Source organism: Amycolatopsis sp. NPDC039088 (assembly GCF_055598845.1).
This window is the reverse complement of the sequence record NZ_JBVKAE010000025.1, coordinates 1-25,480: the sequence shown is the minus strand read 5'-3', so window position 1 is coordinate 25,480 and position 25,480 is coordinate 1. Positions and strand designations below refer to the sequence as shown.

At 69.3% G+C, this 25,480-nt stretch carries 28 protein-coding genes; 13 read left to right on the top strand and 15 right to left on the bottom strand.

What is annotated here, in order from left to right:
- The first annotated feature begins 102 nt into the window (after positions 1-102).
- On the top strand, positions 103-1,362 hold the full coding sequence (locus ACZ7KI_RS28510) for an HNH endonuclease signature motif containing protein (RefSeq protein WP_470276141.1): 1,260 nt from the start codon (positions 103-105) through the stop codon (positions 1,360-1,362).
- Between the two features lie 369 nt (positions 1,363-1,731).
- On the opposite strand, the gene ACZ7KI_RS28505 is transcribed toward ACZ7KI_RS28510, so the two are convergent.
- Positions 1,732-1,905 carry a hypothetical protein gene (locus tag ACZ7KI_RS28505; RefSeq protein WP_470276140.1) on the bottom strand — a complete coding sequence of 58 codons (174 nt, stop codon included), beginning with the start codon at positions 1,903-1,905 and terminating at the stop codon, positions 1,732-1,734.
- A gap of 44 nt (positions 1,906-1,949) precedes the next feature.
- On the opposite strand from ACZ7KI_RS28505, the gene ACZ7KI_RS28500 reads away from it, so the two are divergent.
- Entirely contained in the window at positions 1,950-2,357 is a 408-nt protein-coding gene (locus ACZ7KI_RS28500; protein WP_470276139.1) for a hypothetical protein, read from the top strand.
- Here the strand turns inward: ACZ7KI_RS28500 and ACZ7KI_RS28495 are convergent.
- From ACZ7KI_RS28495 to ACZ7KI_RS28475, 5 genes are all read right to left on the bottom strand, one after another.
- Positions 2,347-2,850, bottom strand: a complete 504-nt coding sequence (locus tag ACZ7KI_RS28495) for a GNAT family N-acetyltransferase (RefSeq protein ID WP_470276138.1) — start codon at positions 2,848-2,850, stop codon at positions 2,347-2,349. The two genes, ACZ7KI_RS28500 and ACZ7KI_RS28495, sit on opposite strands and share 11 nt — an antisense overlap.
- Before the next feature lie 2 nt (positions 2,851-2,852).
- Positions 2,853-4,949, bottom strand: a complete 2,097-nt coding sequence (locus ACZ7KI_RS28490; RefSeq protein WP_470276137.1) for a caspase family protein — start codon at positions 4,947-4,949, stop codon at positions 2,853-2,855.
- Positions 4,946-5,326 (bottom strand): effector-associated constant component EACC1, encoded by a 381-nt coding sequence (locus ACZ7KI_RS28485; protein ID WP_470276136.1) that lies wholly within the window; start codon positions 5,324-5,326, stop codon positions 4,946-4,948. Before ACZ7KI_RS28485 ends, ACZ7KI_RS28490 begins: the two co-directional genes overlap by 4 nt.
- Before the next feature lie 98 nt (positions 5,327-5,424).
- Entirely contained in the window at positions 5,425-7,578 is a 2,154-nt protein-coding gene (recG, locus tag ACZ7KI_RS28480) for an ATP-dependent DNA helicase RecG (RefSeq protein WP_470276135.1), read from the bottom strand.
- Between the two features lie 4 nt (positions 7,579-7,582).
- Positions 7,583-9,166, bottom strand: coding sequence for a DAK2 domain-containing protein (locus tag ACZ7KI_RS28475; RefSeq protein ID WP_470276134.1), 1,584 nt, complete (start codon positions 9,164-9,166; stop codon positions 7,583-7,585).
- A gap of 133 nt (positions 9,167-9,299) precedes the next feature.
- Between ACZ7KI_RS28475 and rpmB the strand changes: the two genes are divergently transcribed.
- Positions 9,300-9,491, top strand: coding sequence for a 50S ribosomal protein L28 (rpmB, locus tag ACZ7KI_RS28470; protein ID WP_007031450.1), 192 nt, complete (start codon positions 9,300-9,302; stop codon positions 9,489-9,491).
- A gap of 129 nt (positions 9,492-9,620) precedes the next feature.
- Here the strand turns inward: rpmB and ACZ7KI_RS28465 are convergent, their stop codons facing one another.
- From ACZ7KI_RS28465 to ACZ7KI_RS28455, 3 genes are read right to left on the bottom strand one after another with little or no spacing between them, the layout of a single operon-like run.
- The gene (locus tag ACZ7KI_RS28465; protein ID WP_061986757.1) at positions 9,621-10,298 is read right to left on the bottom strand and encodes a uracil-DNA glycosylase; all 678 of its coding nucleotides are present in this window, start codon (positions 10,296-10,298) and stop codon (positions 9,621-9,623) included.
- An 11-nt stretch (positions 10,299-10,309) separates the two neighbouring features.
- Positions 10,310-10,855: a gamma carbonic anhydrase family protein gene (locus ACZ7KI_RS28460; protein ID WP_470276133.1), complete on the bottom strand. Its 546-nt coding sequence runs from the start codon at positions 10,853-10,855 to the stop codon at positions 10,310-10,312.
- A 9-nt stretch (positions 10,856-10,864) separates the two neighbouring features.
- Positions 10,865-11,335 carry a GNAT family N-acetyltransferase gene (locus ACZ7KI_RS28455; RefSeq protein ID WP_470276132.1) on the bottom strand — a complete coding sequence of 157 codons (471 nt, stop codon included), beginning with the start codon at positions 11,333-11,335 and terminating at the stop codon, positions 10,865-10,867.
- A gap of 70 nt (positions 11,336-11,405) precedes the next feature.
- Between ACZ7KI_RS28455 and ACZ7KI_RS28450 the strand changes: the two genes are divergently transcribed.
- Positions 11,406-11,954, top strand: a complete 549-nt coding sequence (locus ACZ7KI_RS28450; RefSeq protein ID WP_470276131.1) for a GNAT family N-acetyltransferase — start codon at positions 11,406-11,408, stop codon at positions 11,952-11,954.
- Here the strand turns inward: ACZ7KI_RS28450 and ACZ7KI_RS28445 are convergent.
- The gene (locus tag ACZ7KI_RS28445; protein WP_470276130.1) at positions 11,951-12,907 is read right to left on the bottom strand and encodes a thiamine-phosphate kinase; all 957 of its coding nucleotides are present in this window, start codon (positions 12,905-12,907) and stop codon (positions 11,951-11,953) included. The two genes, ACZ7KI_RS28450 and ACZ7KI_RS28445, sit on opposite strands and share 4 nt — an antisense overlap.
- Positions 12,908-13,040: 133 nt before the next feature.
- Between ACZ7KI_RS28445 and ACZ7KI_RS28440 the strand changes: the two genes are divergently transcribed.
- Positions 13,041-13,274, top strand: coding sequence for an Lrp/AsnC ligand binding domain-containing protein (locus ACZ7KI_RS28440; RefSeq protein WP_470276129.1), 234 nt, complete (start codon positions 13,041-13,043; stop codon positions 13,272-13,274).
- A 19-nt stretch (positions 13,275-13,293) separates the two neighbouring features.
- Entirely contained in the window at positions 13,294-13,836 is a 543-nt protein-coding gene (locus ACZ7KI_RS28435; protein WP_470276128.1) for a DUF3515 domain-containing protein, read from the top strand.
- 6 nt (positions 13,837-13,842) lie between these two features.
- Here the strand turns inward: ACZ7KI_RS28435 and ACZ7KI_RS28430 are convergent, their stop codons facing one another.
- Positions 13,843-14,811 (bottom strand): zinc-binding dehydrogenase, encoded by a 969-nt coding sequence (locus ACZ7KI_RS28430; RefSeq protein WP_470276127.1) that lies wholly within the window; start codon positions 14,809-14,811, stop codon positions 13,843-13,845.
- A gap of 39 nt (positions 14,812-14,850) precedes the next feature.
- A complete protein-coding gene (gene pdxR / locus ACZ7KI_RS28425) occupies positions 14,851-16,212 on the bottom strand; it encodes a MocR-like pyridoxine biosynthesis transcription factor PdxR (RefSeq protein ID WP_470276126.1) in 1,362 nt (453 codons plus the stop codon).
- Between the two features lie 90 nt (positions 16,213-16,302).
- On the opposite strand from pdxR, the gene ACZ7KI_RS28420 reads away from it, so the two are divergent.
- On the top strand, positions 16,303-16,956 hold the full coding sequence (locus ACZ7KI_RS28420; RefSeq protein ID WP_465501499.1) for a pyridoxamine 5'-phosphate oxidase family protein: 654 nt from the start codon (positions 16,303-16,305) through the stop codon (positions 16,954-16,956).
- A 15-nt stretch (positions 16,957-16,971) separates the two neighbouring features.
- Here the strand turns inward: ACZ7KI_RS28420 and ACZ7KI_RS28415 are convergent, their stop codons facing one another.
- Entirely contained in the window at positions 16,972-18,408 is a 1,437-nt protein-coding gene (locus ACZ7KI_RS28415; protein WP_470276125.1) for a sensor histidine kinase, read from the bottom strand.
- Positions 18,405-19,103, bottom strand: coding sequence for a response regulator transcription factor (locus tag ACZ7KI_RS28410; protein ID WP_470276124.1), 699 nt, complete (start codon positions 19,101-19,103; stop codon positions 18,405-18,407). Before ACZ7KI_RS28410 ends, ACZ7KI_RS28415 begins: the two co-directional genes overlap by 4 nt.
- Positions 19,104-19,249: 146 nt before the next feature.
- Here ACZ7KI_RS28410 and ACZ7KI_RS28405 point away from each other — a divergent pair, with 146 nt between their 5' ends.
- From ACZ7KI_RS28405 to ACZ7KI_RS28380, 6 genes are read left to right on the top strand one after another with little or no spacing between them, the layout of a single operon-like run.
- Positions 19,250-20,596 (top strand): ferredoxin reductase family protein, encoded by a 1,347-nt coding sequence (locus ACZ7KI_RS28405; protein ID WP_470276248.1) that lies wholly within the window; start codon positions 19,250-19,252, stop codon positions 20,594-20,596.
- Between the two features lie 18 nt (positions 20,597-20,614).
- Positions 20,615-21,034, top strand: a complete 420-nt coding sequence (locus ACZ7KI_RS28400; RefSeq protein ID WP_470276123.1) for an FMN-binding protein — start codon at positions 20,615-20,617, stop codon at positions 21,032-21,034.
- Positions 21,031-21,768, top strand: a complete 738-nt coding sequence (locus ACZ7KI_RS28395) for an FAD:protein FMN transferase (protein ID WP_470276122.1) — start codon at positions 21,031-21,033, stop codon at positions 21,766-21,768. Before ACZ7KI_RS28400 ends, ACZ7KI_RS28395 begins: the two co-directional genes overlap by 4 nt.
- A gap of 42 nt (positions 21,769-21,810) precedes the next feature.
- Positions 21,811-22,191 (top strand): VOC family protein, encoded by a 381-nt coding sequence (locus ACZ7KI_RS28390; RefSeq protein WP_470276121.1) that lies wholly within the window; start codon positions 21,811-21,813, stop codon positions 22,189-22,191.
- On the top strand, positions 22,188-23,012 hold the full coding sequence (locus ACZ7KI_RS28385) for a class I SAM-dependent methyltransferase (RefSeq protein WP_470276120.1): 825 nt from the start codon (positions 22,188-22,190) through the stop codon (positions 23,010-23,012). The genes ACZ7KI_RS28390 and ACZ7KI_RS28385 overlap by 4 nt, the downstream gene beginning before the upstream one ends.
- Positions 23,013-23,061: 49 nt before the next feature.
- Entirely contained in the window at positions 23,062-24,072 is a 1,011-nt protein-coding gene (locus ACZ7KI_RS28380) for an asparaginase (RefSeq protein ID WP_470276119.1), read from the top strand.
- Between the two features lie 17 nt (positions 24,073-24,089).
- On the opposite strand, the gene ACZ7KI_RS28375 is transcribed toward ACZ7KI_RS28380, so the two are convergent.
- On the bottom strand, positions 24,090-24,569 hold the full coding sequence (locus tag ACZ7KI_RS28375) for a cysteine dioxygenase (protein WP_470276118.1): 480 nt from the start codon (positions 24,567-24,569) through the stop codon (positions 24,090-24,092).
- Positions 24,570-25,480 lie beyond the last annotated feature (911 nt).

Below are 25,480 nucleotides of genomic sequence, written 5' to 3'. Positions count from 1 at the left end.
CGGCTGATTTGGCTACATCACCCTTCAGTGGTCAATGCGGCCGATTCAATGTCGCTTAAAATTACGAACACACGTTCGATCATTGTTTGATATTATTGAGAGGTGTCCGAGACCTTCCTTCCTGAACTGCCGCAGGAGTTGTGGCGCGCTGGCAAGCTGGAGCTTGGCCATGGCGTGCAGCAGTCCCTGCAAGTGATCCGGGTGGCTTCCGCCGCGTTGGGGCGGTTTCTGGCGGAGATTGAGTCTCGTGGTCCGAAAGACTTGTATGGCTATGGTTCCACGGTGTCGTGGTTCGCCGATGTCGCGGGATTGACCCGTGGCGAGGCGGGGCCGATCGTGCGGCGTGCGATCGCGTTGAACCCGACCCGCGCCTTGGACGGCACCGAGATTCCGGCGTTGGCGCCCGCCACCGCCGCGGCGGCCGCTGATGGTGCGATCGGAGACCATCGCATCGATCAGATACTGGAGTTCCTGAAGAAGATCCCGGCGGAGGTGGCTGCGGAGGATCGGGAGTGCGCGGAAAAGATCCTCGCCGACCTCGCTCGCGAGGCCGGGCCGAGACAGCTCAGACAGGCCGAAGAAAACCTGCTGGCCTGGCTAAATCCTGACGGCAAGGAGCCGAAGGACCCCGAACCCGCCCAGCCCGCGCGGGAAGTCACGCTGGAACGCCGCAAAGACGGCTTCTGGAAACTGACCGGCCTGCTGGATGACGAACTCGGGGCCCGGACTGCGGCGGTGCTTGATGCCTACGCGAAACCACGCCCGGTGGACGAGTTCGGCCAAGCCGACCCTCGCACCAAACCGGAACGCCAAGGCGACGCCTTCGCCGAGATCCTCGACCTGGCGATCGCCTGCCCGGATCAGCCCGGCACCTCCGGCTACCGGACGCTGCTCCACGTCACCATCGGCCTCGACGAGTTGAAGTCCGGGGTCGGGACCGCGTGCCTGGACTTCGTCGGGGAAATGACCGCCCGCGAAGCACGCCTCGCCGCCTGCGACTGCTTGATGCTGCCGGTAGTGCTGAGCGCCGCCGGGGAACCCCTCGACATGGGACGGCTACGACGATTCGTCACCCCAGGCCAACGACGGGCACTCAACATCCGCGACCGAGGCTGCGCCTTCCCCGGCTGCCATCGACAGCCGAAACACTGCCACGCCCACCACATTGATCATTGGGCCGACGGCGGACCGACCGACCTGCGGAATCTCACCTTGTTGTGCGGTTTTCACCACCGGCTGATCCACCACGGCGACTGGCAAGTCCGCATGGCCCCCGACGGCCTCCCGGAGTTCACACCACCGCAGTATCTGGATCCGCTACGAAGACCCAGGCGCAACACCCTCCACCGCGCCACCGCTTAACCCCGCATCACCCGAGGAGCCCGCCAGCCACGTAGGCGACGGGCCCCTCGCCATGCCCACAAATCACTCTGGAGAAAGCCGTGAAGGCCACCTTCCCTACCCTCAGAGTCAGGGTCGCGGCAAAGTCGGGAATGCTTGTTCGGGGTGCGGTGTGCCGGTGACCGGGTCCCGGCGGACGGTGTCCCCTCACTGTGTGGATTTTGGCGCGTTAGATGACCCGAAATCCACACACCCCCTCACCCCACGACACGTTCACCCATCCCAACCAGGTGGATGAGCGGGGAAGATTCCGGCCGTTGGACGTCCGGATTCTTCCCCGCTCGGGGTCTGCCGGAGGTCATGGCCGACCTGACGTTGATCAACGGAGGATCAGGGACACTCAACGTCCCAATCCTCCGTCGTCGATCCCAGCAGCCGCTGAACCGTCATCCCAGCGCAGGCCATGCGCAGGAAGAACCCCACACCGACTTTGCCGCGACCCTGCCCCGGCGCCACCCATTCGCCGCCGTTGGAGGTCAGTTTTGCCGTCAACACCAACGGCATCCGGGCCCCACACTGTTCTCCTCGTGTCGAGAGAGGGAGCCGTCATGACCGAAGAAGTCCGGAACCGGCCGCTGGAAATGCCGCGCCAGCTCAAATTCGTCCGTGGCTTTCTCTGGCTCCAGGCGGTCCTCAACATTCTCGTCAGCGCCCTCGTGACCGCGGTCTCGATGAACGCACTCGACCACGGCAACGAGGAGGCGGGCCTCGCACTGGTGTTGGCGCTGCTCGGTTTCGTGGTCGCCGCCGTGCTGATCGCGAGCGCGGTGCGGATCTCCAGCGGGGCGCCCTGGGTGCGGGTGGCGGTCATCGTCGTGGAGGGACTGAACGTGGTAATCGCGGTGATCGGGCTGATCAGCGGCGGCCCGATCACTCAGCTGATCGGGATGGGCATCGCCATCGGCATCATCGTCACGCTCAACAAACCCGAGGAACGCGCCTGGTTCACCCGCTGACGAGGTCGATCCTGTAGCGCGTCTCGGAAAGCAGGACGTCCTCGCCGGGCATGGTGTCGGATTTCTTCGCCCCGTCCGGCACCCAGCCCGCGGCGGCGTAGAACCGCCGGGCGCGTTCGTTGGTGTCGAGCACCCAGAGCGTCGCCTCGCGATGCCCCGCGTCCCGCAGGGCGGCGACGGCGGTGTCGTGCAGCAGCCTGCCCAGTCCCGTGCCCCAGCGCTCCGGCGCGAGGTAGATCGCGCGCAGTTCGCCGCGGATCCGGTCGACGGCGGTGAAACCGAGGAGGGCCCCGTCCTCGACGAGGACCAGGATGTCGCCCTGGTTGGCGGGATCGGCGAGGATCCGCTGCCAGCGGGCGGCCCTGCCCTCGACCGACAGATCGCGCAAGTAGACCTCGGGCAGCAGGCCCTGGTACGCCGACTGCCATGACCGGACGTTCACCTCGGCGATGGGCCAGGCGTCCTCGACGGTCGCGGGCCGGATCGTGACCATCGTCAGTTCTTCGCCGTCGCCTTGCGCGCGGCGAAGGCGGTGACGACGGCGAGCGTGATCACCATCGCCAGTGCGATCGCCCAGCCCGCCCCGGTCACGTGCGAGCTGCTCGGGAGCGCGTAGATGAGCATGCACACCCTGACGACACCGCCTCCTGCCACGCCGCCGAGGAAGGCGACCCCGAACGCCGCCGGCCGCAGAAACGCGCCGAGCACGGTCCCGATCAGGAGAAGCATCGACACCAGGAGGTAGATCGCGGCCTCGTCGGCCCGGCTCGACGAGTAGTCGAGGAGCTCGATCGCCTCCACTACGAGACCGACCGCGCCGCCGATCCCGGAAGCCAGCGCCGCCACGGTGAGGCCGCCTCGCGGTTTTGCCAGCCCCAGCCGAAAACTCCGGTCACGGCGCATCGACACCAGCGCGCAGATGGCTGCGATGAGCAGACAGCCGCTCGAGAGTACGAGTGCACCAGGGCCGAACGGAATCATCGAGAGCAGCGCCAGCCCGCACACCAACCCCGGCCCGGTCATCCGGCGGGTTCTCGCCGGGAACATCGCGATCCCCGCCCCGGCCGCGAGGGCGACTAGGGGCATGACGGTCCAGCCGCCATCCTCGAAGAAGTCCTCCACGCTGCTGCTGAGCGAGAACGAGATGATCATTAGGTACACCACGGCCGCGAACGCGAACAAGGCGGCGGCGATGGCGAACGGGTCAGGCTTCACCCGGGGGGTCACGGTCTCGGCGGGCGGCATGGGGTGCGGGACGGGCGTCGGTGCGGGAGCGTGAACCGGTTCCGGCACGGGCTCGGGTTCCGCGACGGACGCGGGTTCGGGCTCGGGAGCCGGCACGGGTTCCGGTTCCTGGACGACCTCGCCCTCGACCCGTACCTCCACCTCCCCGGTCGGTCCGGTCACGGTGACCCGGCCGTCGAACGGCCCGACCTCCACGAGGTCCAGTGAGACTTCGGCCCCGTCGGCGACTTCGGTCACCTGCAGCCAGGAATGCGACGACGCGAACCGGCAGGCTCGCGCGATCGGCGGCCCGGCGAGCCGGATCCTCGCTACCGGCCGCGTTCCTCGGACGACCTGGCCGAAGCGCAGCACCTCGGGCTCGGTGCGCACCCGCGCTTCCTCCCGCGCCGTGCTCGCCGCGTCGGCGATGTGCTGGATGTCGTTCTGCGCCATCGTGGTGAGGACTTCGTGGGCGCCGATCGCGACGGAGAGGTTCTCGCTCGTGAGCCGTCGCTGGAGTTCCGTCACCGCGCCGAGGCGGGTGAACATGTTCGGATCCTCGCTCGCCGCGCGCAGATCGGCCGGGACGGGAGACGGTTTGATCCGGCGGCGTCTGCTCCTGGCCAGGTAGAGCTCGCCCTGCATTTCGATGTCGCGGCTGGGCGTCTGGTTCGGGTTCCGCTCGCGGACGCTGTCGAACAGGTAGTCGTAAAGCTCGCTGAGCGCGATCCAGCCGTCTTCGTCGCGGTCCGCGTCCCCGGTACGGAGCCCGTCGACCAGTGCCGAGGTGAACACCGACGGCCGGGCGTGGTCGTCGGCGAGGTGATCGCCTTCGAAGGCGTACTCGATGGAGTTCGACGCGGTGATCACCGCGCGGCCGCGGCCGCCGAAACCGCCGCCGGGGAAGGCGTCGAGAACTCCAGCCTCGCCGGAGGCGCGCACCGCGACCCCTTGGCTGAAAGCGCCGCCGTAGCAGCAATCCAGCAGCAAGACGATGCTGCGCGACCGGCTCATCCGCATACAGCGCTGGACGAAATCGGCGGGCACGGCACTCGACGCCAGCCGCTCCGGCCGGGTGTTGCGGGCGGCGAAGAACAGCTCGCCCGATTCGCTTTTCAAGCCGTGACAGGAGAAGTGCACCAGCAGGACGTCGTCCGGCGCGCTGTCGGCGAACAGATCCTCGACCCGGCTCGCGATCACGTGCGCGGTTTCGTCCCGTACCACCTGGACGTCGAACTCGCTGATGTCGCGGTCGGCGAGGACTTCGGCGAGCGCCTCGGCATCGGCGGCCGGGGACCGCAACGCGCTCAACCCGGGGTTGTCGTATTCCCCGTTGGCGATGATCAGGGCACGCCGTTCGCCGGTCATGATCCCGAATGCCTGCTCACGAAGAGGTCGACGAGTTTGTCCTGGTCGGTGAGGGTCGCTTCGGACAGCTCCAGCACGTCACCGTCGATCTCCAGGCGCACCGTGCGCTTCACCCGGCCACCGCGCGAGAGCCATTCCCGCACGGTCGCGACGATCGCGCGCAGTCCGCCCGCCGACTGCCCCAGCGTGACCAGCAGCCCGCCGACCGTGGCGACGTCGAATCCGCGCGAGCCGGGCGGAGCCGGACCGGCAGGCAGCGCCTTGACATCGGCGACACCGCGTTCGATCAGTTCCCCGCGGAGGTATCCCGTGAGCTGATCGACCCGTTCGGCGTCGGCCCCGTCCTCACCCAGCTGGACCCGCACCGCTGACGTCATTCGCCGCCTCCCTCGCTCGCACAGCCGAGACTGTGCAGAACAAGGGAACGCCTCGCCCCCGCCCGCCGACAAGGTCCGATCGGGCAGAGATCCCGATGTCAGCTTTTTTCCAGATACTCCACGCGGTCTTCGTCGACGACGTCGGCGATCATATGCGCGAGCCCCAGGAAATTCCCCAAGGCCGGATCCTTTTCGACGATTTCCAACGAGCGGGCCCTCGCCTCGGCGATGACGTCCTCGTCACGCAGGAGTGACAGCAGTTTCAACGTCGATTTCTTGCCGGACTGCGCGGCGCCGAGGATGTCGCCCTCGCGGCGGAGTTCGAGGTCCATTCTGGACAGTTCGAAACCGTCCGTTGTGGACTCGACGGCCGCCAGCCGCTCACGGGTCGTCGTCCCGTCCAGGGTTTCGGTGACCAGCAGGCACAGCCCCGGCACGCTGCCCCGGCCGACCCGGCCGCGCAACTGGTGCAGCTGGCTGATGCCGAACCGGTCCGCGTCCATGATCACCATCGCGGTCGCGTTCGGCACGTTCACGCCGACCTCGATCACGGTGGTCGCGACGAGGACGTCCAGGTCGCCCGCGGAGAACGCCCGCATCACGGCGTCCTTTTCGTCGCTGGGCATCCGGCCGTGCAGGACCCCGATCTTGAGTCCCTTCAACGGACCTTCGGCCAGTTCGGGCGCGACTTCGAGGACCGCGAGCGCCGGCCGCTTGTCACCCTTGTCCGACGCCGGTTCGTCACCGATCCGCGGGCAGACGATATAGGCCTGATGCCCCTTGCCGCATTCCTCACGGACCCGCTGCCAAGCCCGGTCCAGCCAGGCAGGCCGCTCCGCGACCGGCACGACCGACGTCTTGATCGGTGACCGCCCGACCGGCATCTCGCGCAGCGCGGAGATCTCCAGATCGCCGTAGACGGTCATCGCGACCGTGCGCGGGATGGGCGTCGCCGTCATGACCAGCACGTGCGGGCTGGTCTCGTCGGCACCGCGGGAGCGCAGCGCGTCCCGCTGCTCGACCCCGAAGCGGTGCTGCTCGTCGACCACCACCAGGCCGAGGTCCGCGAAGGACACCGTGTCCTGGATGAGCGCGTGCGTGCCGACGATGATCCCGGCCTCGCCGCTGACCGTCTCCAGCAAAGCCTTCTTACGTTCCTTGGCGCCCATCGAACCGGTCAGCAGGGTCACGCGCGTCGCGTTCTCCGCGCCGCCGAGTTCGCCTGCCTGCCCGAGGTCGCCGAGCATCTCGCGCAGCGAGCGCGCGTGTTGCGCGGCGAGCACTTCGGTCGGCGCCAGCATCGCCGCCTGCCGTCCGGAATCGACGACCTGCAGCATGGCGCGCAGCGCGACCACGGTCTTGCCCGAACCGACCTCGCCCTGCAGCAACCGGTTCATCGGATGCTCGGTCGAGAGGTCGCGGGCGATCTCTTCCCCGATCTCGCGTTGCCCCGCCGTCAACTCGAACGGGAGCCGTTTGTCGAAGGCGGCGAGGATGCCACCCTCCGTGTGCGGGCAGGCTTTCGCGGGCCGGGAGACCAGGGAGTGCCGCCGCTGCGCGAAGATCAGCTGCACCGCCATGGCTTCGTCCCATTTGAGCCTGCGGCGCGCGGAGTTCAGCGCCTCCCAGCTCGACGGGCGGTGGATGCCGCGGAGCGCGCTTTCCAGGCTGGGCAGGCCGTACCGGGCCAGCAGCTCCGTCGGCATCGGGTCCTCGTCGACCTCCAGCACGTCCAGCACCTGCCGGATGGCCTTGGCGATCACCCAGGTCGGGATCCCCTGCGCCGCCGGGTAGACCGGGATGATCTCGGCGAGGAAGTCGTCCATCGCCTCCGCTTGCCGCTCGGCGTCGAACAGTTCGTACTCGGGATTCGCCAGCTGCAGGACGTCGCGGAAGGCGGTGACCTTGCCCGCGAAGAGACCGTTCTTGCCGGGGGCGAGTTCCTTTTCGCGCCAGGCCTGGTTGAAGAAGGTGCACTGAAGACGGCGTTTGCCGTCGGTGATCACCATTTCCAGCAGGGTGCCGTTGCGCGACTTCATCCGGCGCTTGGTGACGCGTTCGATCCGCGCCATCACGGTCGCGTGCTCACCGAGTTCGAGTCCGGCGATGTCGGTGAGCTGGCCACGTTCGGCGTAGCGGCGCGGATAGTGGCGCAGCAGGTCGCTGACCGTCTCGATCTTGAGGCCGTTGGCGAGTGCCTTCGCCGTCGCCGCGCCCACGACCAGCTTGAGGTCCGCGCGCAGGTTGGTCATGCGGTCACTCCACCCCCATCAGCAGCACGGCGTCGGACTGTCCGCCGGCGTAACTCGTCAGCTCGATCTCGGGATGTTCCAGGCGGAGCTGATCGGCGAGCTCACCGGGAAGCCGGACCGGCGCGTCGACCCCGGTCAGCACGGTGACCAGTTCCCCGCCGAGGGCCAGCATCCGGTTCAGCACGCTGACCGCGGCCGCGACCAGGTTCGTCTCCGAGGCGGGCGCGGGCTCGATCAACACGACCTCGCCGTCCACGAGGCCGACGACGTCACCGGCCTGCGCCCTGCCCACCCAGGTTAGCGATTCCTCCTGCGCGATCCGCAGTTCGCCACGCCTGGTCGCGGCGGCCGCTTCGGCCATCGCGACCACGTCGTCGTTGGTGCGGCGGTCCGGATCGTGCACGGCCAGCGCGGCCAGTACCTGGACCGGCGAGACACACGGGATGACGACGACGTCGCGATCGGCGGCCATCGCGTGGCCCGCCGCCGCGTCCGCCGCCGCGGTCAGCCGATGGCCGCCGGGGAGGACGGTGACGTGATGCCCGGCGGCCTCGTTGATCAGGCCCAGCATCTCCTCGACCGTCGGCGAGACCCCCTGCGGCACGGACAGCACCGCGACGCCCTCCGCACGTAGCAGCTCCGCCAGCGGCCCGCCGTGGACCACCGCGACCACCGAACGATCGATCCCGCCGCCGACCTCGACCGGCGTCGGCGTGATCAGTGGCTCGACCCGGACTTTTCGAGGACGGCCCAGCTCGATTCCGGCCTCCAGCGCCGCGCCGATGTCCGCGCAGTGCACGTGGACGGCGAAGCCGCCCGCGCCGTCACCCGCGACGGTGACGCTGTCGCCGAGCCCGCTGAGGGTCTTGCGCAGGGCGGGGAGGCTTTCCTCGTCGACGCCGTCGAGGAGGTACATGACCTCCCAGGCGGTCGGCGCCTCGATCGTGTGGTGGTGATGCGCTTCGAGCGGATGCTCCGGTTCGGTGACGCCGCCGGAGAGCACGCCGGAAAGGGCGTCGAGGACCGCGACGAGGCCGCGGGCGCCCGCGTCGACCACCCCGGCCACGGCCAGGACGGGAAGCTGTTTCGGGGTCTCTTCCAGTGCCTCGGCGGCGACGCTCGCCGCCGTCGCGGCCACCTCTTCGAGTGACCCGGTCGCGTCGCGGACGGCGGCGGCGACGGTGTGGAGGACGGTGAGGATGGTTCCGGCGACCGGACGGCTCACCGCCCCCGTGGCCGCCTTGTCGGCGCATTCGAGCGCCGCCGCGAGCCCCGGCCCGTCGAGTTCCCTGGCCGCCGCCGTCTCGGCGATACCGCGGACGACCTGCGACATGATCACGCCGGAGTTGCCCTTGGCCGCGGCCACCGCGCCCTTGGCGAAGGCCGACAGCGCCTCGGCGGTGTCCTCCGGCTCGGTCCCGGCCAGCGCGTCGCGGGCGGCGGTCATGGTGAACAGCAGGTTGGAGCCGGTGTCGGAGTCGGCGACCGGGTAGACGTTGATGCCGTCGATCGACGGCCGCAGTACCGCCAAGCTGTGCACACAGGCCGCCGACCAGGCCGACACCGCCGCCACGTCCAGCACCCGCACCCCGTAACCTCCTACCTGTTCCAGCGAGGGTATCGACCCGGTGCCGGAGGCCGCTGAGCCACTGGTTACTATGGTCGAGTTGCCCAGCATGCTGGGCGCGTCATTCTTTGTCCCAGATCCAGAGGAGTTCGACGTGGCTGCCGTGTGCGACGTCTGTGGCAAGGGACCGGGCTTTGGCAAGTCGGTCTCGCACTCCCACCGGCGTACCAACCGCCGGTGGAACCCGAACATCCAGACTGTTCACGCCAAGATCGGTCTGTCCCAGCGCAAGCGCCTGAACGCCTGCACCTCGTGCATCAAGGCGGGCAAGGTCGTTCGCGGCTGAGCCGGGTTTTTGGGAAATGGCGGGTGCTCTTCGGAGCATCCGCCATTTTTTATGGGCGTTTAGTCCTCTGAATGCGGTAGTTGCGCGTGCAAGTACCGCATTCAGAGGACTGAACGCGGGGGTGAGGGGCTAGGGGAGCTTCCAGTCCACGGGGGCGGAGCCCTGCTGCTCCAGCAGCTGGTTCGCCCGGCTGAACGGACGCGAGCCGAAGAATCCGGCGTGCGCCGAGAGCGGGCTCGGGTGGGCCGACTCGATGCACGGCACCTTCCCCAGCATCGGCTTCAGGTTCCGCGCGTTGCGACCCCACAGGATCGCCACCATCGGCTCGTCCCGCGCGGCGAGGGCCTTGATGGCCTGCTCGGTGACCGCTTCCCAGCCCTTGCCCTGGTGCGAGTTCGATTTCCCGGGCTGCACCGTCAGCGACCTGTTGAGCAGCAGCACACCCTGCTCGGCCCACGGCGTCAGGTCACCATTGGACGGCAACGGGTGCCCGAGGTCCTCGCAGTACTCCTTGTAGATGTTGATCAGGCTCTTCGGGATCGGCCGGACGTCCGGCGCCACCGAGAAGCTCAGCCCGACCGCGTGCCCTGGCGTCGGGTACGGGTCCTGCCCGACGATCAGCACCCGCACGTCGTGAAACGGCTGTTGGAAAGCCCTCAGCACGTGCTCCCCGGCCGGGAGGTAGGTCCGGCCCGCGGCGATCTCCGCGCGGAGGAACTCCCCCATCGCGGCGACCTGCGGCGCCACCGGTTCGAGGGCCTGCGCCCAGCCTGCTTCGACGATGTCCTGCAGCGGTCGTGCGGTCACGGCGTGCGAGCTTACTCACGTCGGTCCAGGCGCCCGAGTTCGACCCGACGGAGTTCTTTACGAAAAAGGGCCGCACGCTCGACATATCCGTCGACGACGAGCTTGATCATGTCCGGCCCGAACGACGTGTTCGGCCGCGTCTTCGCCGGGACGCCGAGCGCGATCTGCCCGCTGTCCACATGGGACCCATAGGAGAGAACCGCGCCCGCGCCGACCATCCCGCCGTCCTCGACGACGGTTCCGTTCAGCACCACCGATCCCGACGCGATCAGGCAGCCCTCGCCGATTCGCGCGCCCTCGATGTGCACGGCATGCCCGACGGCGGAGGAGTTCCCGATCACCGTCGGTTCGTTCCGGGTGCAGTGCAGGACACAGCCGTCCTGGACGTTGGACCGCTCGCCGATCTCGATGTAGCCGAAGTCGCCGCGCAGCACCGTCTGCGGCCATACCGACGCGAACGCCGCGATCCGGACGTCGCCGATCACCGTCGCGTCGGGGTGGACGTAGGCGTCCGGGTGGATCGAGGGTTCGCGATCACCCAGTGCGTAGATCGGCATGTGTTCTCCCTAAATCAGCGACTTCGCGTAGCAGATGCTTTCCGGTTCGTCCTTGTAGTACCCGAAACCCGGCATCTCCCGATAGCCCGCCGACTCGTACAGAGCGATGGCTTCCGGCTGCTTGTCCCCCGTCTCCAGGACCATGCGCCGCCGTCCGGCCTCGGCGGCCGTCCGCTCCAGCTCGGCGAGGAGGCCCCGTGCGAGCCCGCGTCCTCGCGCCGAAGCCATCACGTACATGCGCTTGATCTCGGCGTCACCGGGCACCAACGGCTCAGGACCGTCGTGCGATCGCCACGCGCCGCACGCGACCGGGACGTCGTCGAGGTAGGCGGCCAGGAACAGTCCCCTCGGCGAGGCGAACTGCGCCGCGTCCATCGGCGTCTCGTCTTCACTGCCGTACCGGGCGGTCAGCTCGAGCTGGGCTTCGGCCAGCAGCTTCGCCGCGTCGGGGTGATCGTAGGGCAGCACGCGAATGTCCATGAGCGCGAGATTAGCGAGTTCTGGGCCGCGACCGGTCTTTCCCGCGGCCACGAGGTGATCCACCGACGAGGTGGCGGAGATCACCGAGCTCGCCGAGCGGGCAACGGGCCCGGTGGACGCCGAAGATCCCTTCAGCGCCACCGACCTGAACCACCTGGGGGAGATGCGCAGCTGGCAGATGCCCGTCATGCTGCGCCCGCCGGCCCCGGTCGCCGAACCCGCCATGGCGGTGACCCGGGTGGTCGAGGAGGCGGAGCTGCGCGCGGCGGAAAGTGCCGTGATCGAGGGTTTCGAACTGGCGCGGTTCCGGCCGGGTGAGATGTTCCCCATGGCCATCCTCGAACAGCCGGGGGTCGCCGTGTTCGTCGCACGGCTCGACGGCGAGGTCGCCGGGGCGTGCGTCACGTTCGTCGAAGACGGCTTCGGCAGTCACTACTGGGTCGGCACGCCCGAGGCCTTCCGCTCTCGCGGCGTCGGCCGGGCGGTGATGCTCGGTTCCCTCGCCCCGCTGGCGGAGCTGCCGGTCACCCTCACCGCTTCCCGGCTCGGCAGGCCGCTGTACGAATCCCTCGGTTTCACCGTCGCCGCGCCGTCGACCTGGTGGGCCACCCGCTCCTAGCGCCAGTGCTGCCAGCCGCTGTCGTGTCCGTACTTCTTCCCGTCCACCGTCACCCCGGAATCCGGCATGGTCACGACCCCGATCTCCGACCAGCCCTCCGGTAGGTCGCCGAACGGCGGGAAGGTGGCCGCGAACGCGTGGTCCTCACCGCCGGTGAGCACCCATTTCAGCGGGTCGGCGCCGAGCGCGGTGCCGACTTCGGTCAGTCTGCTCGACACGTCGAGATCCGCCGTCCGCACGTCGATCCCGACGCCCGAGGCGGTGGCGATGTGGCCGAGGTCGGACAGGAGGCCGTCGGAGACGTCGATCATCGAGGTCGCGCCTCCGTCGGCCGCGCGGATCCCGGCCTCGTAGTCCGGTTCGGGGCAGCGCTGCGCGTTGACCACGCTGACCGGGGAGCGGAAACCCCGCCCGAGCACGGCCAGTCCGGCGGCCGCCCAGCCGAGCCGTCCGCAGACCGCGACGACGTCGCCGGGGCGCGCGCCGGACCGCGTCACCGGTTCCCGGCCGCCGAGGTCGCCCAGCGCGGTGACACTGATCACGATCTGGTCGGCTCGCACCATGTCGCCGCCGACGATCCCGACGCCGGCGCGGTCGGCTTCGGCCCACATGCCCTGGGTGAGTTCGGTGACGAGCGCCGTCTCGGTGTCCGGTGGGCAGGCGAATCCCATGAGGACGGACGTCGGGCGGGCGCCCATGGCGGCGATGTCGGTGAGGTTCACCGCGACCGCCTTGCGCCCGACCTGTTCGGCACTGGACCAGTCGAGACGGAAATGCACTCCCTGCACGAGAACGTCGGTGGACACCACCGTCCGGCCGTCCGGGGTGGCCACGACGGCCGCGTCGTCCCCCGGTCCGAGCAGTGTCGTCTCCGGCTGTTTCCGGCCGGTCGTCACCGCTTCGATCAGCCGGAATTCACCGGTCCCGGCGACCGTGCCGTCATTCGGTGACACCCGTCACCTCCACTTTCCCTTGTCCGGACAAATGTCGATCACCGATAGTCGGAAGCCCTAGGTTTTTCCCGGGGCTGGCGATACGTTGCTACAACGTTCCTACCTTGAGCCGACTTTTACGAAGGGGCGCGCCGTGGTCCACGCATACATCCTCATCCAGACCGAGGTCGGCAAAGCCGCCGCGGTCGCCGCGGAGATCTCCACCATCTCCGGTGTCACCAGTTCGGAGGATGTCACCGGTCCCTACGACGTCATCGTCAAGGCCGAGGCCGACACCGTCGACCAGCTCGGCCAGCTCGTGGTCGCCAAGGTGCAGAACGTGGAGGGCATCACTCGGACGCTGACCTGCCCGGTGGTCAATCTGTAGCGAGTGGTGTAGTGGTCCGGTGGCTGACACGGACACCGGCGCTCCCCCGAAACCACTGTTGATCACGGCCGCCTGCCTGGCGATCCTGCTCGTCGCGGGCGTGGCCGTCTTCGGGCTGACCCGGGGCGCGGATTCCGGCGCCCCGGCCGCCGACGGCCCCCTTCCGCTCGTCCCGGTCCCGGCACCGCAGTCGGGATCGCCCGAATGCGCGAAGCTCGTCGGCGCGTTGCCACACGAGCTCACGTCGTCCGGGACCACCCTGGTCCGGCGGAAGCTGGCCGATCCCGCCCCCGAGGCGACGATCGGCTGGGGCACCGGCGACCCGGTGGTGCTGCGGTGCGGGCTCGGGAAGCCGCCGGAGCTGACCCCGACCTCGCAGTTGCGGACGATCAACGGTGTCCAGTGGCTGCAGGTCGAGGGTGAGGGCAGCGCGACCTGGTTCGTGGTGGACCGCCCCGTCTACGCGGCGCTCACCGTGCCGGATACCGCGGGGACCGGGCCGCTCCAGACCGTTTCGGACGTCATCGCCGCCAATCTCCCCGCGGTACCGCTGCGCTTCTGATCCCCGTCAGGGCACGAGCAGGCTCTTCCCGGTGTAGCGCCGCGCCTCGATGTCCGAATGCGCGGCGGCCGCCTCGGCCAGCGGATACGTCCGGCCGATGACCGGCGTCAGCGCGCCGTCGGCGGCCAGCCGCAGCACTTCCCGGACCCGGCGCGGTGTCTCCGGCCAGAAACCGACCAGCTGTGCCATGTCCACAATGGTCAGCCGGGCGCGGTCGGCGTCGCCGATCACGGTCTCCGCACCGCTGGACATGCCGTAGCCGGAGAACCGGCCGCCGTTCCCCAGCAGCGCGAGCGAGGCGGCGCCCAGTTCGCCGCCGATGCCGTCGAACACCACGTCCAGCCGTCGGCCTCCGGTGCGGGCGAGCACCTCGCCAGTCCAGTCGGCCGTCGAGTAGTCGACCGGTTCGGCGCCCAGTTTCCGGGCGATCGCCGCCTTTTCCGCGCCGCGGACCGCCGCGATGACGGTGGCCCCCGCCGCGCGGAGAAGTTGCACCAGCAGGCTGCCGAGACCGCCGACGCCCGGGGCCACCAGAACCCGTTCTCCCGCCTGGACCGGGGTCTTCTCCAACAGGGCCAGCGCGGTGCTGCCGTCGTCGAACAGGGCCACCGCGTGCTGGGAATCGAGGCCTTCGGGGATCGGGAAGGTGTCGTCGGGCCGCGCGATGACCGTGTCCGCGTATCCCCCGCCGTATCCGCCCTCCGCATGGGAGAGGACCCGCTTGCCCAGCCAGGTTTCGTCGACTCCGGCTCCCACCGCGTCGACGGTGCCCGCCACCGCGCCGCCCGGCACGTACGGCGGCTCGATCGCGAACACGTCGGGGCCTTCGCCCCGGCGGATGAGGGCGTCCAGCCAGCCGACTCCGGCCGCGGTCACGGCGACGCGAAGCTCACCCTCGGCGGGTTCGGGGGTGGGCGACTCGACCAGTTCGAGGACGCTGGGATCACCGAAACGGGACACTCTGATCTGCTGCATGACCGCAAGCTACGACCTCCAGCAAAGTGGAGGTCAAGATCAGCAGCCGAGCAGGGAGATCAGCGGTTTCAACGCGGACTGGAGCGCTTCTCGCGAACAACCCGCGTAGCCGATGAGATTCCCGAACACCGTCGGTGTCCCGGCGAAGTGCCGGGCGAGACCGTCGAGCCGGATCCCGGCGCGTTCCGCCGCCGCCATCCGCGCCGCCTCCTCGGGCGCCGATCCACAAGGGACGACCAGATGCGCCCCCGCGTCGTCGCCGAGCACCGGGATACCGGCCGAGGTCAGGGCATCCGAAACCAGCGACCGGCGTTCCGACAGTTCCCGCCGGAGCTTCCGCAAGTGGCGCCCCAGATCGCCGTGCCGCGCCAACTCGACGAGCACCCGCTGACCGGCGGGTGACGGGCGCGTTCCGGTCGCTTCCCGGTATTCCAGCACCGCGGCCGCGACCGGCGGCGGCGCGACCATCCAGCCCGCGCCCAGCGCCGGGGTCAGGATCTTGCTCGTGGTCCCGAGATGCGCGACGACGTCGGGGGCGAGCGCGGCCAGCAACGGCAGCGGCGCGACGTCGAACCGCAGCTCGCCGTCGTAGTCGTCCTCGATCACCAGCATGCCCTCGGCTCGGGCGAGTTCGACCAGTTCGACCCGGCGGGACGCGCTCATCCGGCTCCCGAGGGGGTACTGGTGCGCGGGCGAGCAGTAGACGGCGCGGACGCCGGCCGGGATCGCGTCCGGACGCAGGCCCTCCTCGTCGACGGGTGCGGGGACGACCTCCAGCCCCGCCCGCCGGAACGCCTGCACCGCGCGCTGGTAACCCGGCTCCTCGATCGCGACCCGGTCTCCTCGGGTGAGGACCGCGCCCGCGAGTTCGATCACCGCCGCCGTCGTACCGCCGGTGGCCAAGACCGTTCCGGCGGCGAGGCCGCGGTGCCGCAGCAGATGTTCGGAGACCGTGTCGCGATACGCGGGCAGACCGGACCTGTCCTCGCGATACGTCGGCCGCGGGTCGGCGGCGGCCCGCCACGCACGGCGCCAGGCCGCCTTGTCGAGTCCGTCGGCCCACGGCACGCCAGGGGTGAGGTCGACCAGCGTGGGCGGCGTGGCGGGCGCGCCGGGGGCGGGACCTTTCGACGGCCTGTCCGCGGGCGGCGTGGTGGTGACATAGGTGCCGGAGCCGTGGCGGCCCGCGATCCAGCCCTCCGCATGAAGCTGCTCGTACGCCGCCGACGTCACCGTGCGGCTGACGCCGAGCCGGTGGGCGAGCGCCCTGGTGGAGGGCAGCCTGTCGCCGCCACGCAGATGCCCGTCGCCGGCGGCCGCGCGCAAGGCGTCGGCCAGCTGGACCGCGAGCGGGACGGCGGAATCGCGGTCGAGACTGACCGGCAGAGCGGTGTCGGACATGCTGTACTCCGCGCTTCCGAGAAGTGGCCTTCTCGAGTATAGGAGAATTGGCCGTTATTACAGGCCACTCTCGTGGGTGAGACTGCTCGCATGTCCACCCCGCTCTCTCCCACCGACCGAACCACTCTCGGCCGCAAGAAGAACCGCGCGCTCACCGACCGCGCGGCGCTGTACGCGGTGCTCGACGAAGCCCTGATCTGCCACCTCGGCGTCGTGCGCGACGGCTTCCCGCTGGTCATCCCGACCGGCTACGGCCGCGACGGGAACACGCTCTACCTGCACGGATCGACCGGCGCGAGGAGTATGCGCGACTCCGACGGGGTCGAGGTCTGCGTCACGGTGACCCTGCTCGACGGCATCGTCTACGCGCGCTCGGTCAACAACCATTCGATGAACTACCGCAGCGCGGTGATTCTGGGCAAGGCGACCGCGGTCACCGACGCCGAACGGAAGATGCACGGCCTCCGCGTACTCACCGACCACCTCGCGCCCGGTTCGTGGGAGCACGCGCGGGACGTCAACGCGAAGGAGTTCGCGTCGGTTTCGGTGCTGGAACTGGACCTCACCGAGGCGTCGGTGAAGATGCGCGGCGAAGGTCCCGACGATCCCGAGGACGAGGTCGCGGCGGATCTGTCGTGGGCGGGGGTGCTGCCGGTGCGGACCGTGTTCGGGGAGCCGGAGCCGTCGGCGGACCTGGCTTCGGAGTGGGTGGTCCCGGATCACGTGAAGGCGCGTGTCGGATAGCGCGCGCCGGGGGGATTACGGGCGGTGATGTGGCAGCCGCACGGTGAACGTCGTCGATCCCGGCACGCTCTCGACGTTGATCGTCCCGCCGTGCGCGGAGACCAGCGAGAGCACCACCGAAAGCCCGAGCCCGGTCCCGCCGTTGCCGCGGGTGCGGGCGGTGTCGGCCCGGTAAAACCGGTCGAAGATCCGTTCCCGCGCGTCCGGCGGGATCCCCGGCCCGACGTCGCTCACCCGCAGGACGACCTCCGAATCCGTCGCCGAAGCCGACAGCGTGACCGCCGTCCCCGGCGGCGTGTGCACCGCGGCGTTGGCGAGCAGATTGTCCAGCACCTGCCGCAGGCGCACCGGATCCGCTTGCAGGACAACACCTTCCGGTAACGAACCGACGGTCAGCGGATGGTCCGGGCGACCGGCGGCGAAGGCCTCGCCCGCGTCGGCGACCAGTTCGGCGACGTCGACGTCGACCAGTCGCAGCGGCGCTTCGGTCTCCGGGGCGTCGAGACGCGCGAGCAACAGGAGGTCGTCGACGAGCACGCTCATCCGCTCGGTCTCTTCACGGATCTTCGACAGGTGTGCTTCGCGTTCGACGGGTTCGTTCGCCGCCGCGTACCGGAAAAGCTCGGCGTAGCCCCGGATCGACGTCAGCGGTGTGCGCAGTTCGTGGGAGGCGTCGGCGATGAAGCGCCGCAGCCGTTCGTTCGCCTCCCGGCGCGCGGCCAGCGAGGAATCGAGGTGCGCCAGCATCACGTTGAACGCCGTCCGCAGTTCCTCGACCTCGGCGCCGCCGCCGTTCGCCTTGGCGCGCACCGGGAGATCGGCGTTCGTGGTGAGATCGTGCGAAGCGATGTCGTGTGCCGTCCCGGCCATGTCGCTCAGCGGCCGCAGCCCGCGCCGCAGCACCAGCCGTCCGACCATCACCAGCACCGCCAGCGCCAGCAGGAACACGACGACCTCGACCATCACCAGCTGGCTCACCGTCCGGTCCAGATCCGCCTGCGGCGCGGCGCTGACCAGCACGATGTTCTGGCTCGGCTCGATCGGGCAGGCCCGGACGCGGTAGGTGCCCATGTCCTCGATGTAGACGGTGCGCAGCACCTCGGTCCGCGTCGCGCCCTCGGCGACCTTTTCGAGCGCCTTCGTGTCCGGCGGCAGGGAACCGCCCGCCTGCGGCAGGGCATCACCGTTCCGCACCGAGAACACCGCCGAGAACCAGCCATAGGCCTGCTGCGGTTTCCCACCGTGCGTGGTGCGCAGCGACGGGACCTGGCTGATCTGGGTCTTGGCGAGCTGTTCGTCGAGCCGGTCGTCCAGGTAGCCCTTCATGATGCCGACCATCACGGTGCCGACGACGGCGAACACGACCAGCGCCAGCACGCCGAGCCCCAGCGCCAGGCGGGTGCCGAGCCTGGAGGAGCGCCAGGCGTCGAACCACCGGCGCAGCATTTTCATCTCGCCGCCTGCCGGACCACGTACCCCACGCCACGCACGGTGTGGATCAGCGGCTCGTTGCCGGCGTCGAGTTTGCGGCGCAGATGCGAGATGACGAGTTCGACCACATTGGACCGGCCGCCGAAGTCGTATTCCCAGACGTGGTCGAGGATCTGCGCCTTCGTCAGCACCGAGGGCGAACGCCGCATGAGGTAGCGCAGCAGTTCGTACTCGGTCGGCGTCAGCTCGACCGATTTGCCGCCGCGCACGACTTCGCGAGTGTCCTCGTTCAGGGTCAGGTCACCGACCCGCAGCAAGGCCGCGGTCCTCGGACGGCCGCCGCTGCGGCGCAGGACCGCGCGCAGCCGCGCCATCAGCTCCTCGACGGAGAACGGTTTGACCAGGTAGTCGTCCCCGCCGCGGGTGAGTCCCGCGACCCGGTCGGCGGTCGCGTCCTTCGCGGTGAGGAAGACGACCGGGACGGCCGTCCCCGCCTCGCGGAGCTTGTCCAGCACGGTGAACCCGTCGATGCCGGGCAGCATCAGGTCGAGCACGACGATGTCGGGCGCGAATTCGGCGGCCTTGGCGAGCGCTGCCTCACCCGATCCGGCGGTGACGGCTTCCCAGCCTTCGTACCTGGCGACGGTGGCCACCAGGTCGGCGATATGCGGCTCGTCGTCCACCACGAGCAGGCGAACGGGGTTCTCGGTGTGCACAAGGCCCATCCTCCGTGAACGCGCGCGCGAGGGCGAGGCGGGAGCTCACCCGACAGGAAGCCGACAGCTTCCGCCAAGAAAGGTCACAGGTTGGCACAGCAGGCTCGGTAGCTGAACCGGACCGGAAGGAACCACGTGTGACCACCATGACGCAGACCGCCGTGAGACCGCGCCCGGCGATCCGTCCCAGGATCGCGGCACGTGCGGGCCTCTTCACCTTCATCGGGGCGAACGTGGCCGCCGTGACCATGCTCTTCTTCTCCGCCGGGCCCTCGGACAACGTCCTCATCAGCGTCGGCAGGCTCGCCGGGCTGTACGGGGCGCTGGCGATGGCGTTCCAGCTGCTGCTGGTCGCCCGGCTGCCGTGGCTGGACCGCCGCCTCGGCATGGACCGGCTCACCGTCTGGCACCGCTGGACCGGGTTCAGCCTGCTGTGGACGCTGCTCGCCCACTTCGTCTTCATCGTCATGGGTTACGCCCAGGTCGAGGACAACGGCGTGGTGGACGAGTTCGTCACGATGGTGACCAAACTGGAGGGGATCCTGCGCGCTGTCGTCGCGTTCGCGCTGATCCTGCTCGTCGGCGCCGTTTCCGCGCGCTTCGCCCGCCGCCGCCTGGCGTACGAGACCTGGCATTTCATCCACCTCTACACCTACGCCGCGGTCGTGCTGGCCTTCACCCATCAGATCGCGCTGGGCGGCTCGTTCGCGTCGTCGCCGGGAGCACAGGTTTATTGGTGGGCGATGTGGGGTGTCGCGCTCGGCTCGGTGATCGCCGGCCGCGTGATATTGCCGCTGGCGCGGAATCTGCGTCACCGGTTGAAGGTCGTCGCCGTGGTCCCCGAATCCCACGACGTCGTCTCGGTCTACATGACCGGCAAGCATCTCGACAAGATGCCCGCGAAGGCCGGACAGTTCTTCCTCTGGCGCTTCATGACCAGGGATCGCTGGTGGCAGGCCAATCCGTTCTCGCTGTCGGCCGCGCCCGACGGCCGAACCCTGCGGCTGACCGCCAAGGCGGCCGGTGACGGCAGCGCGTCGTTGCGTTCGCTGAAGGTCGGCACGCGGGTGTTCGCCGAAGGCCCGTACGGCGCGTTCACCACGATGCACCAACGGAAACCGGACGCGCTGCTGGTCGCGGGCGGGGTGGGGATCACGCCGATCCGCGCGCTGCTGGAGGAGATCTCCGGGCATGTCGTGGTGCTCTACCGCGTGCGCAGCGAAAACGACGCCGTCCTGCTGCCGGAACTGATGGGGCTGGCACGGGCGCGCGGCGCGGTCGTCCGTGTCCTCAGTGGACCGTCCGATCTGGCCGGTCCGCACGGTCCGGTGCTCGGGCCGCACAACCTGCGCCGGATGGTGCCGGACGTGACGGAACGGGACGTCTTCGTCTGCGGTCCGCCCGGGATGACGTCGGCGACGTTGCGCAGCCTGCGCGAACTCCAGGTGCCGAATCAGCAGGTCCACGCCGAACGCTTCAGCCTCGCCGCCTGAGACAGGGAGTCCCCGATCATGAAGAAGACCATCGTCGCCGCCACGGTCGCCCTTTCGGCCGCCGGCTTCCTCGGTGTCTGGCTGTACGAACCGGGTCCGCTCGGTTCGGAGACCGTGGCCGTCGCCGCGCCCGCGGCACCGAGCACGTCCACTTCGGACGGTGGCGCGTCCGAAGGATCCGAACGCACCCTGGACGGCTCGGTCGAAAGCAACCGCTACGGCACCGTCCAGGTACGGCTCGTGATCTCGGCCGAGGACAAGATCTCCGAAGTCCGGCTGCTGCAGCGGCCGACCAGCGGGCGCGGGGTCGCCGCGATCCCCGTCCTGCAGGAGGAGACGCTGACCGCGCAGAGCGCCGACATCGACACCGTCTCCGGTGCCACGGCGACGAGCGAGTCGTACGTCAAATCGCTGCAGGCGGCGCTGGACGCCAGATGAACCGCGTCGAGCAGGTGATGGGCCTGCCGGTCTCGGTCGACGTCCGGGCCGGTGGCCACCTCGTGGAGCGCGCGATCGACGGCGTCTTCGGCCGGCTGCGCGAGGTCGACGCCCGGTTCAGCCCGTTCAAGGCAGGCAGCGAGGTCTGCCGCTACGACCGCGGCGAACTCGCGCCGTCGGAACTGAGTGACGACCTGCTCGAGGTGCTTTCGCTGTGCGACCACTACGAACGGCTGTCCGGCGGGGCGTTCACCGCCCGGTTGCCCGGACGGCGGCTCGACCCGAACGCGGTGGTCAAGGGCTGGGCGGTGCAGCGGTCGGCGGCGTCGCTGCTGGCCGAAGGGCTGGACGTCTTCTGTATCAACGTGGGCGGCGACGTCGTCACCGCCGGCGAACCGGAACCCGGCCGTCCCTGGCGCGTCGGCATCCGGCATCCCGAACAGCCGGACGCGATCTGCGCCGTGGTGGAGTCGTCCGGCGGTGCCGTCGCGACGTCGGCGGAATACGAGCGCGGCGCGCACATCCTGGACGGGCGGACCGGGCTCCCGGCCACCGGGCTGCTGAGTGTCACGGTCGTCGCCGACGACCTCGTCACGGCGGATTCCCTGGCCACGGCCGCTTTCGCGATGGGGACCGAAGGGATTTCCTGGGTCGCGTCGCAGCCGGGTTGCCAGGTGCTGATCATCGACGCGGAACGGCAGGTGCACCGGTCGCCGGGGCTTCGGCTCGCTTAAACCGTTGGCCGGGTTTCGCGGGCTCGGGCAGACTGCGGCGTCATGACCTCTGTCGTACAGAATTTCTTCTTCGACTGTGCCGACGCCTACGAGCTGGGACGGTTCTGGAGCGGCGTCGTCGGCAAGCCGATGGCCGATGACGATCAGCCCGGGGACCCCGAAGCGATCATCGAAATGGACAACGGCGTGACCCTGTTCTTCGGCCAGGTCCCCGAACCGAAGACGGTGAAGAACCGCATGCACCTTTGTCTCCAGCCGGACATCCCGCGCGACGAAGAGGTGGAGCGGCTGCTGAAGCTCGGCGCGACCCTCCTGCACGACCGGCGCAACCCGGACGGCACCGGCTGGGCCGTCCTCGGTGACCCCGAAGGCAACGAGTTCTGTGTGCTGCGCAGTGCCGCCGAAAAGGCCGCCACTTCATGACGGACTACGTGACCGTCAACCGGGCGAACTGGGACGAACGTGCCCCGGCGCACGCGGCGTCGGCGGATTACGGCTACGAACGGTTCGTGAAGGACCCCGCGCACCTCAGCGGGGTGGTCCGCTTCGACCGGCCGCTGCTCGGCGACGTCGACGGCCTGCGCGGGGTGCATCTGCAGTGCCATCTCGGCACCGACACGCTTTCCCTGTCACGCCTCGGCGCGCGGATGACCGGACTCGACTTTTCCCGGCCGGCGCTGGAGATCGCGCGACGGCTGGCCGCCGAGGCCGGTGCGGAGATCGACTACCACGAGTCCGATGTGTACAGTGCCGCCGACGTGCTGGGCGCCGGGGAGTTCGACCTCGTCTACACCGGAATCGGCGCGATCTGCTGGCTTCCCGACATCGCCCGCTGGGGACAGGTCGTCGGCTCGCTGCTGAAGCCGGGCGGACGGCTGTTCATCCGGGACATGCACCCGATGCTGGGCACCCTCGACGAGACCCAGCCGCTGATCACGCCCCGCTATCCGTACTTCGAGCAGGCCGAACCTCTGGTGTTCGACGAGCCGGGGACCTATGTGGACACCGACGTGGAGTTCCAGCACAACCGGACGCACGAGTGGAACCACGGGCTCGGCGAGATCGTCATGTCGCTGCTCGACGCGGGTCTGACGCTGACCCGGCTGGTGGAACACGACAGCGTGCCGTGGAACGCCCTGCCGGGCTTCATGAGCCTGGACGCCGCGACGGAGGAATGGCGGCTGGCGAAGGATCCTGAGCGGCTGGCGGCGAGCTTCACCATCGAGGCCGTCAAACGCGTTTAGAGGACTGAACGCTTGTCCCAGGTCCGGCGAGGTTTGGAGAATGGGCAGTATGTCGAGTGAATCCCGACGGCCGCTGGTCGCCGTCGCCGCCCTGGGCGGCACCATCTCCATGGTCCCCGGCGACGGGGAAGACCACGCGGTCCCCCGCCTCAGCGCCAAGGACCTCCTCGGCGGCCTCGGCGAGGACCTGGCGATGGACGTCCGCGCGGAGACGCTCGCGGGTATTTCCAGCGCCTCGATGGACTTCGCGACGCTGATCAAGACCCGCGACTGGGCCGCGCGAGCCGTCGACGAAGGCGCCCAAGGCGTCGTCGTGGTCCAAGGCACGGACACGCTCGAAGAGTCGGCGTACTTTTTCGAGCTGACCTGGGCTTCCGAGGCGCCGATCGTCATCACCGGCGCCATGCGCAATCCCAGCCTGCCCAGCGCGGACGGCGCGGCGAACCTGCTCGCCGCGCTGACCGTCGCGGCCGAACCCCGCAGCCGGGGACGCGGTTCGCTGGTCGCGTTCAACGACGACGTCCACCTCGCGCGCTGGGTCCGCAAGACGCATTCGAGCCACGTCGAGGCGTTCTCGTCGCATCCCGCCGGCCCGCTCGGGTTGCTCGCGGAGGGCGCGGTGCACTACTTCCACCCGGTCGCGCCGCGCCCGGAGGCGTTGTCGGTGGAGAACGCCGACTTCTCCGGGTTGGTGCCGATCGTCGAGAGCGGCGTCGAGGACACCGGGGAATTGCTGGAGACGCTGGTCAAGGCCGGGGTCAAGGGGGTGGTGCTCGCCGCGAACGGCGCCGGGCACGTTTCGGCCGCGACCGCGGACGTGATCGAGCGCGCCTTGCCGGAGGTGCCGATCGTGGTCGCCGGCCGCACCGGCGCCGGGCCGACGTTCCGGAGTACCTATGGCTTCCGTGGTTCGGAGTCGGACCTGATCGCGATGGGCGCGACCATGGCCGGCTGGCTCGACCCGCGTAAATCCCGGCTCCTGCTGCACACCCTGCTCGCCACCGGTGCCCCGCGAGAGCGCGTCGAGGCCGAATTCCGCCTCCGCGGCGACCTCACCTGACCCTCGACACCCGGCGGTCAGTCCCGGATCGGGCCGGAGATGGGGTCCAGGTGGTACGGGCGCATGGCACGCGGCTGGTGCCGGTAGACGTGCACGCTGACGGCGGGGTCCGGACCCTCGTTGCGCACCTCATGGATGTAGCCCGGCCCGAAGACGCGTGACTGACCGGCCGACAGCGAATGCAGCTCCGTCACCGCCCGCCCGTCGACAGCGCGGCGGGCGACGGTCTCGTTCAGCTGCCCGCTGACCACGGTGAACGCGCCCGCGGCGAATTCGTGGTCGTGCAGGTCGGTGTGCTGGCCCGGCAGCCAGCTCATCAGCCAGATCTCCTGCAGTTCGTCGCTGTCGACAAGCGCGGAGAACCGCTGCTCCGGGTCGTAGCGCAGCAGATGCCGCCAGCGGTCACGGTCCGCCGCGAACTCGAGCGCGACACGCACCGGGTGGCGCAGGGCGGGGTTTTCGGGAATGACGAGCGTGTTGTCCGGGACGGCGAACATGAAGGAGTCCTCGCAGGAAGAAAAGGGTGTCGAGCTGGGCCGGGTGCTGGGTTCACCGACAACAGCGACACACGCACGCGACCACGCCAAGACCCGAGAGGCCCCGCGACACAGTCATCCCACGTGCGAACATGCCCTCAGCGAACCAGTGCGGAGCCCGGCGGTCAACCGATCTCACACCGTGGACCATGAGTTCCGCACGTACCGACCATGCTGGCAGCACGAATCCGCCCTGGTCTGTCGCGATCGTGCGGTCTTGCTTGCGCGCACCGGGGTTCTCGGCCCTCCTCAAGGGACACAAGCCGAGCAGAAATGTCCGACTCACCACTGTTTGACCGGATAGACCAGTCCGTGAAGGCCTCCTTGCCTGCCCTCACGGTCAATGCCAGGAACTTGAGGCCGGTGGGGCGGTCGGGTGTCGGACATGTTCGCCCAGGTCGGGCGGCCTGACTCCGGTAAGTGCCGCCCGTTCGGGTGGGGAAGATTCCGGTCGTTGAGCGTCCGGAATCCTCCCCGCTCGGCCGCCGGCCCACAGGTCTTGATCGGCACGAGCTTGATCAACGGAGGATCCCGCATGAACGACTGGAGAGCCTCAGAAACCGCGGCTTGAGTGCCTGGCATTGACCTTCAAGGTAGTGAAGGGGGCCTTCACGGACTTCCGGCGAGCTCGCCCTGCCAGGGGCTGTTTGTGCCGAAGACTGCGGTCCAGTGGGCAGTGGACTGGCCCGCCGTGTGGCGATTTCGCGCCGACTCGATCAGGTAACTACGTGAAGGCCCCCTTCACTGCGTCTAGCGCCAATGCCAGGAACTTAAGGGCGGTGGCGTGGTGCTGTTTTAGCGTGTTTTCCCTGGTCAGGTGGTCCGGCTCCAGCGGGTACCGGACGTTCGGGCGGCGCTGGTTCGCCGACGAG

Bases quoted from the DNA above. Each gene is read 5' to 3' on its own strand.
- ACZ7KI_RS28390 (WP_470276121.1), top strand. From the start codon at position 21,811: ATGACCTCTGTCGTACAGAATTTCTTCTTCGACTGTGCCGACGCCTAC.
- ACZ7KI_RS28485 (WP_470276136.1), bottom strand. From the start codon at position 5,326: ATGACGTCAGCGGTGCGGGTCCAGCTGGGTGAGGACGGGGCCGACGCC.
- ACZ7KI_RS28505 (WP_470276140.1), bottom strand. From the start codon at position 1,905: ATGCCGTTGGTGTTGACGGCAAAACTGACCTCCAACGGCGGCGAATGG.
- ACZ7KI_RS28375 (WP_470276118.1), bottom strand. From the start codon at position 24,569: ATGTTCGCCGTCCCGGACAACACGCTCGTCATTCCCGAAAACCCCGCC.
- ACZ7KI_RS28420 (WP_465501499.1), top strand. From the start codon at position 16,303: ATGTCCACCCCGCTCTCTCCCACCGACCGAACCACTCTCGGCCGCAAG.
- ACZ7KI_RS28460 (WP_470276133.1), bottom strand. From the start codon at position 10,855: ATGCCGATCTACGCACTGGGTGATCGCGAACCCTCGATCCACCCGGAC.
- ACZ7KI_RS28405 (WP_470276248.1), top strand. From the start codon at position 19,250: ATGACGCAGACCGCCGTGAGACCGCGCCCGGCGATCCGTCCCAGGATC.
- ACZ7KI_RS28385 (WP_470276120.1), top strand. From the start codon at position 22,188: ATGACGGACTACGTGACCGTCAACCGGGCGAACTGGGACGAACGTGCC.
- pdxR (WP_470276126.1), bottom strand. From the start codon at position 16,212: ATGTCCGACACCGCTCTGCCGGTCAGTCTCGACCGCGATTCCGCCGTC.
- ACZ7KI_RS28455 (WP_470276132.1), bottom strand. From the start codon at position 11,335: ATGGACATTCGCGTGCTGCCCTACGATCACCCCGACGCGGCGAAGCTG.
- ACZ7KI_RS28500 (WP_470276139.1), top strand. From the start codon at position 1,950: ATGACCGAAGAAGTCCGGAACCGGCCGCTGGAAATGCCGCGCCAGCTC.
- ACZ7KI_RS28415 (WP_470276125.1), bottom strand. From the start codon at position 18,408: ATGAAAATGCTGCGCCGGTGGTTCGACGCCTGGCGCTCCTCCAGGCTC.
- ACZ7KI_RS28400 (WP_470276123.1), top strand. From the start codon at position 20,615: ATGAAGAAGACCATCGTCGCCGCCACGGTCGCCCTTTCGGCCGCCGGC.
- ACZ7KI_RS28430 (WP_470276127.1), bottom strand. From the start codon at position 14,811: ATGCAGCAGATCAGAGTGTCCCGTTTCGGTGATCCCAGCGTCCTCGAA.
- ACZ7KI_RS28490 (WP_470276137.1), bottom strand. From the start codon at position 4,949: ATGACCGGCGAACGGCGTGCCCTGATCATCGCCAACGGGGAATACGAC.
- ACZ7KI_RS28395 (WP_470276122.1), top strand. From the start codon at position 21,031: ATGAACCGCGTCGAGCAGGTGATGGGCCTGCCGGTCTCGGTCGACGTC.
- ACZ7KI_RS28495 (WP_470276138.1), bottom strand. From the start codon at position 2,850: ATGGTCACGATCCGGCCCGCGACCGTCGAGGACGCCTGGCCCATCGCC.
- ACZ7KI_RS28380 (WP_470276119.1), top strand. From the start codon at position 23,062: ATGTCGAGTGAATCCCGACGGCCGCTGGTCGCCGTCGCCGCCCTGGGC.
- recG (WP_470276135.1), bottom strand. From the start codon at position 7,578: ATGACCAACCTGCGCGCGGACCTCAAGCTGGTCGTGGGCGCGGCGACG.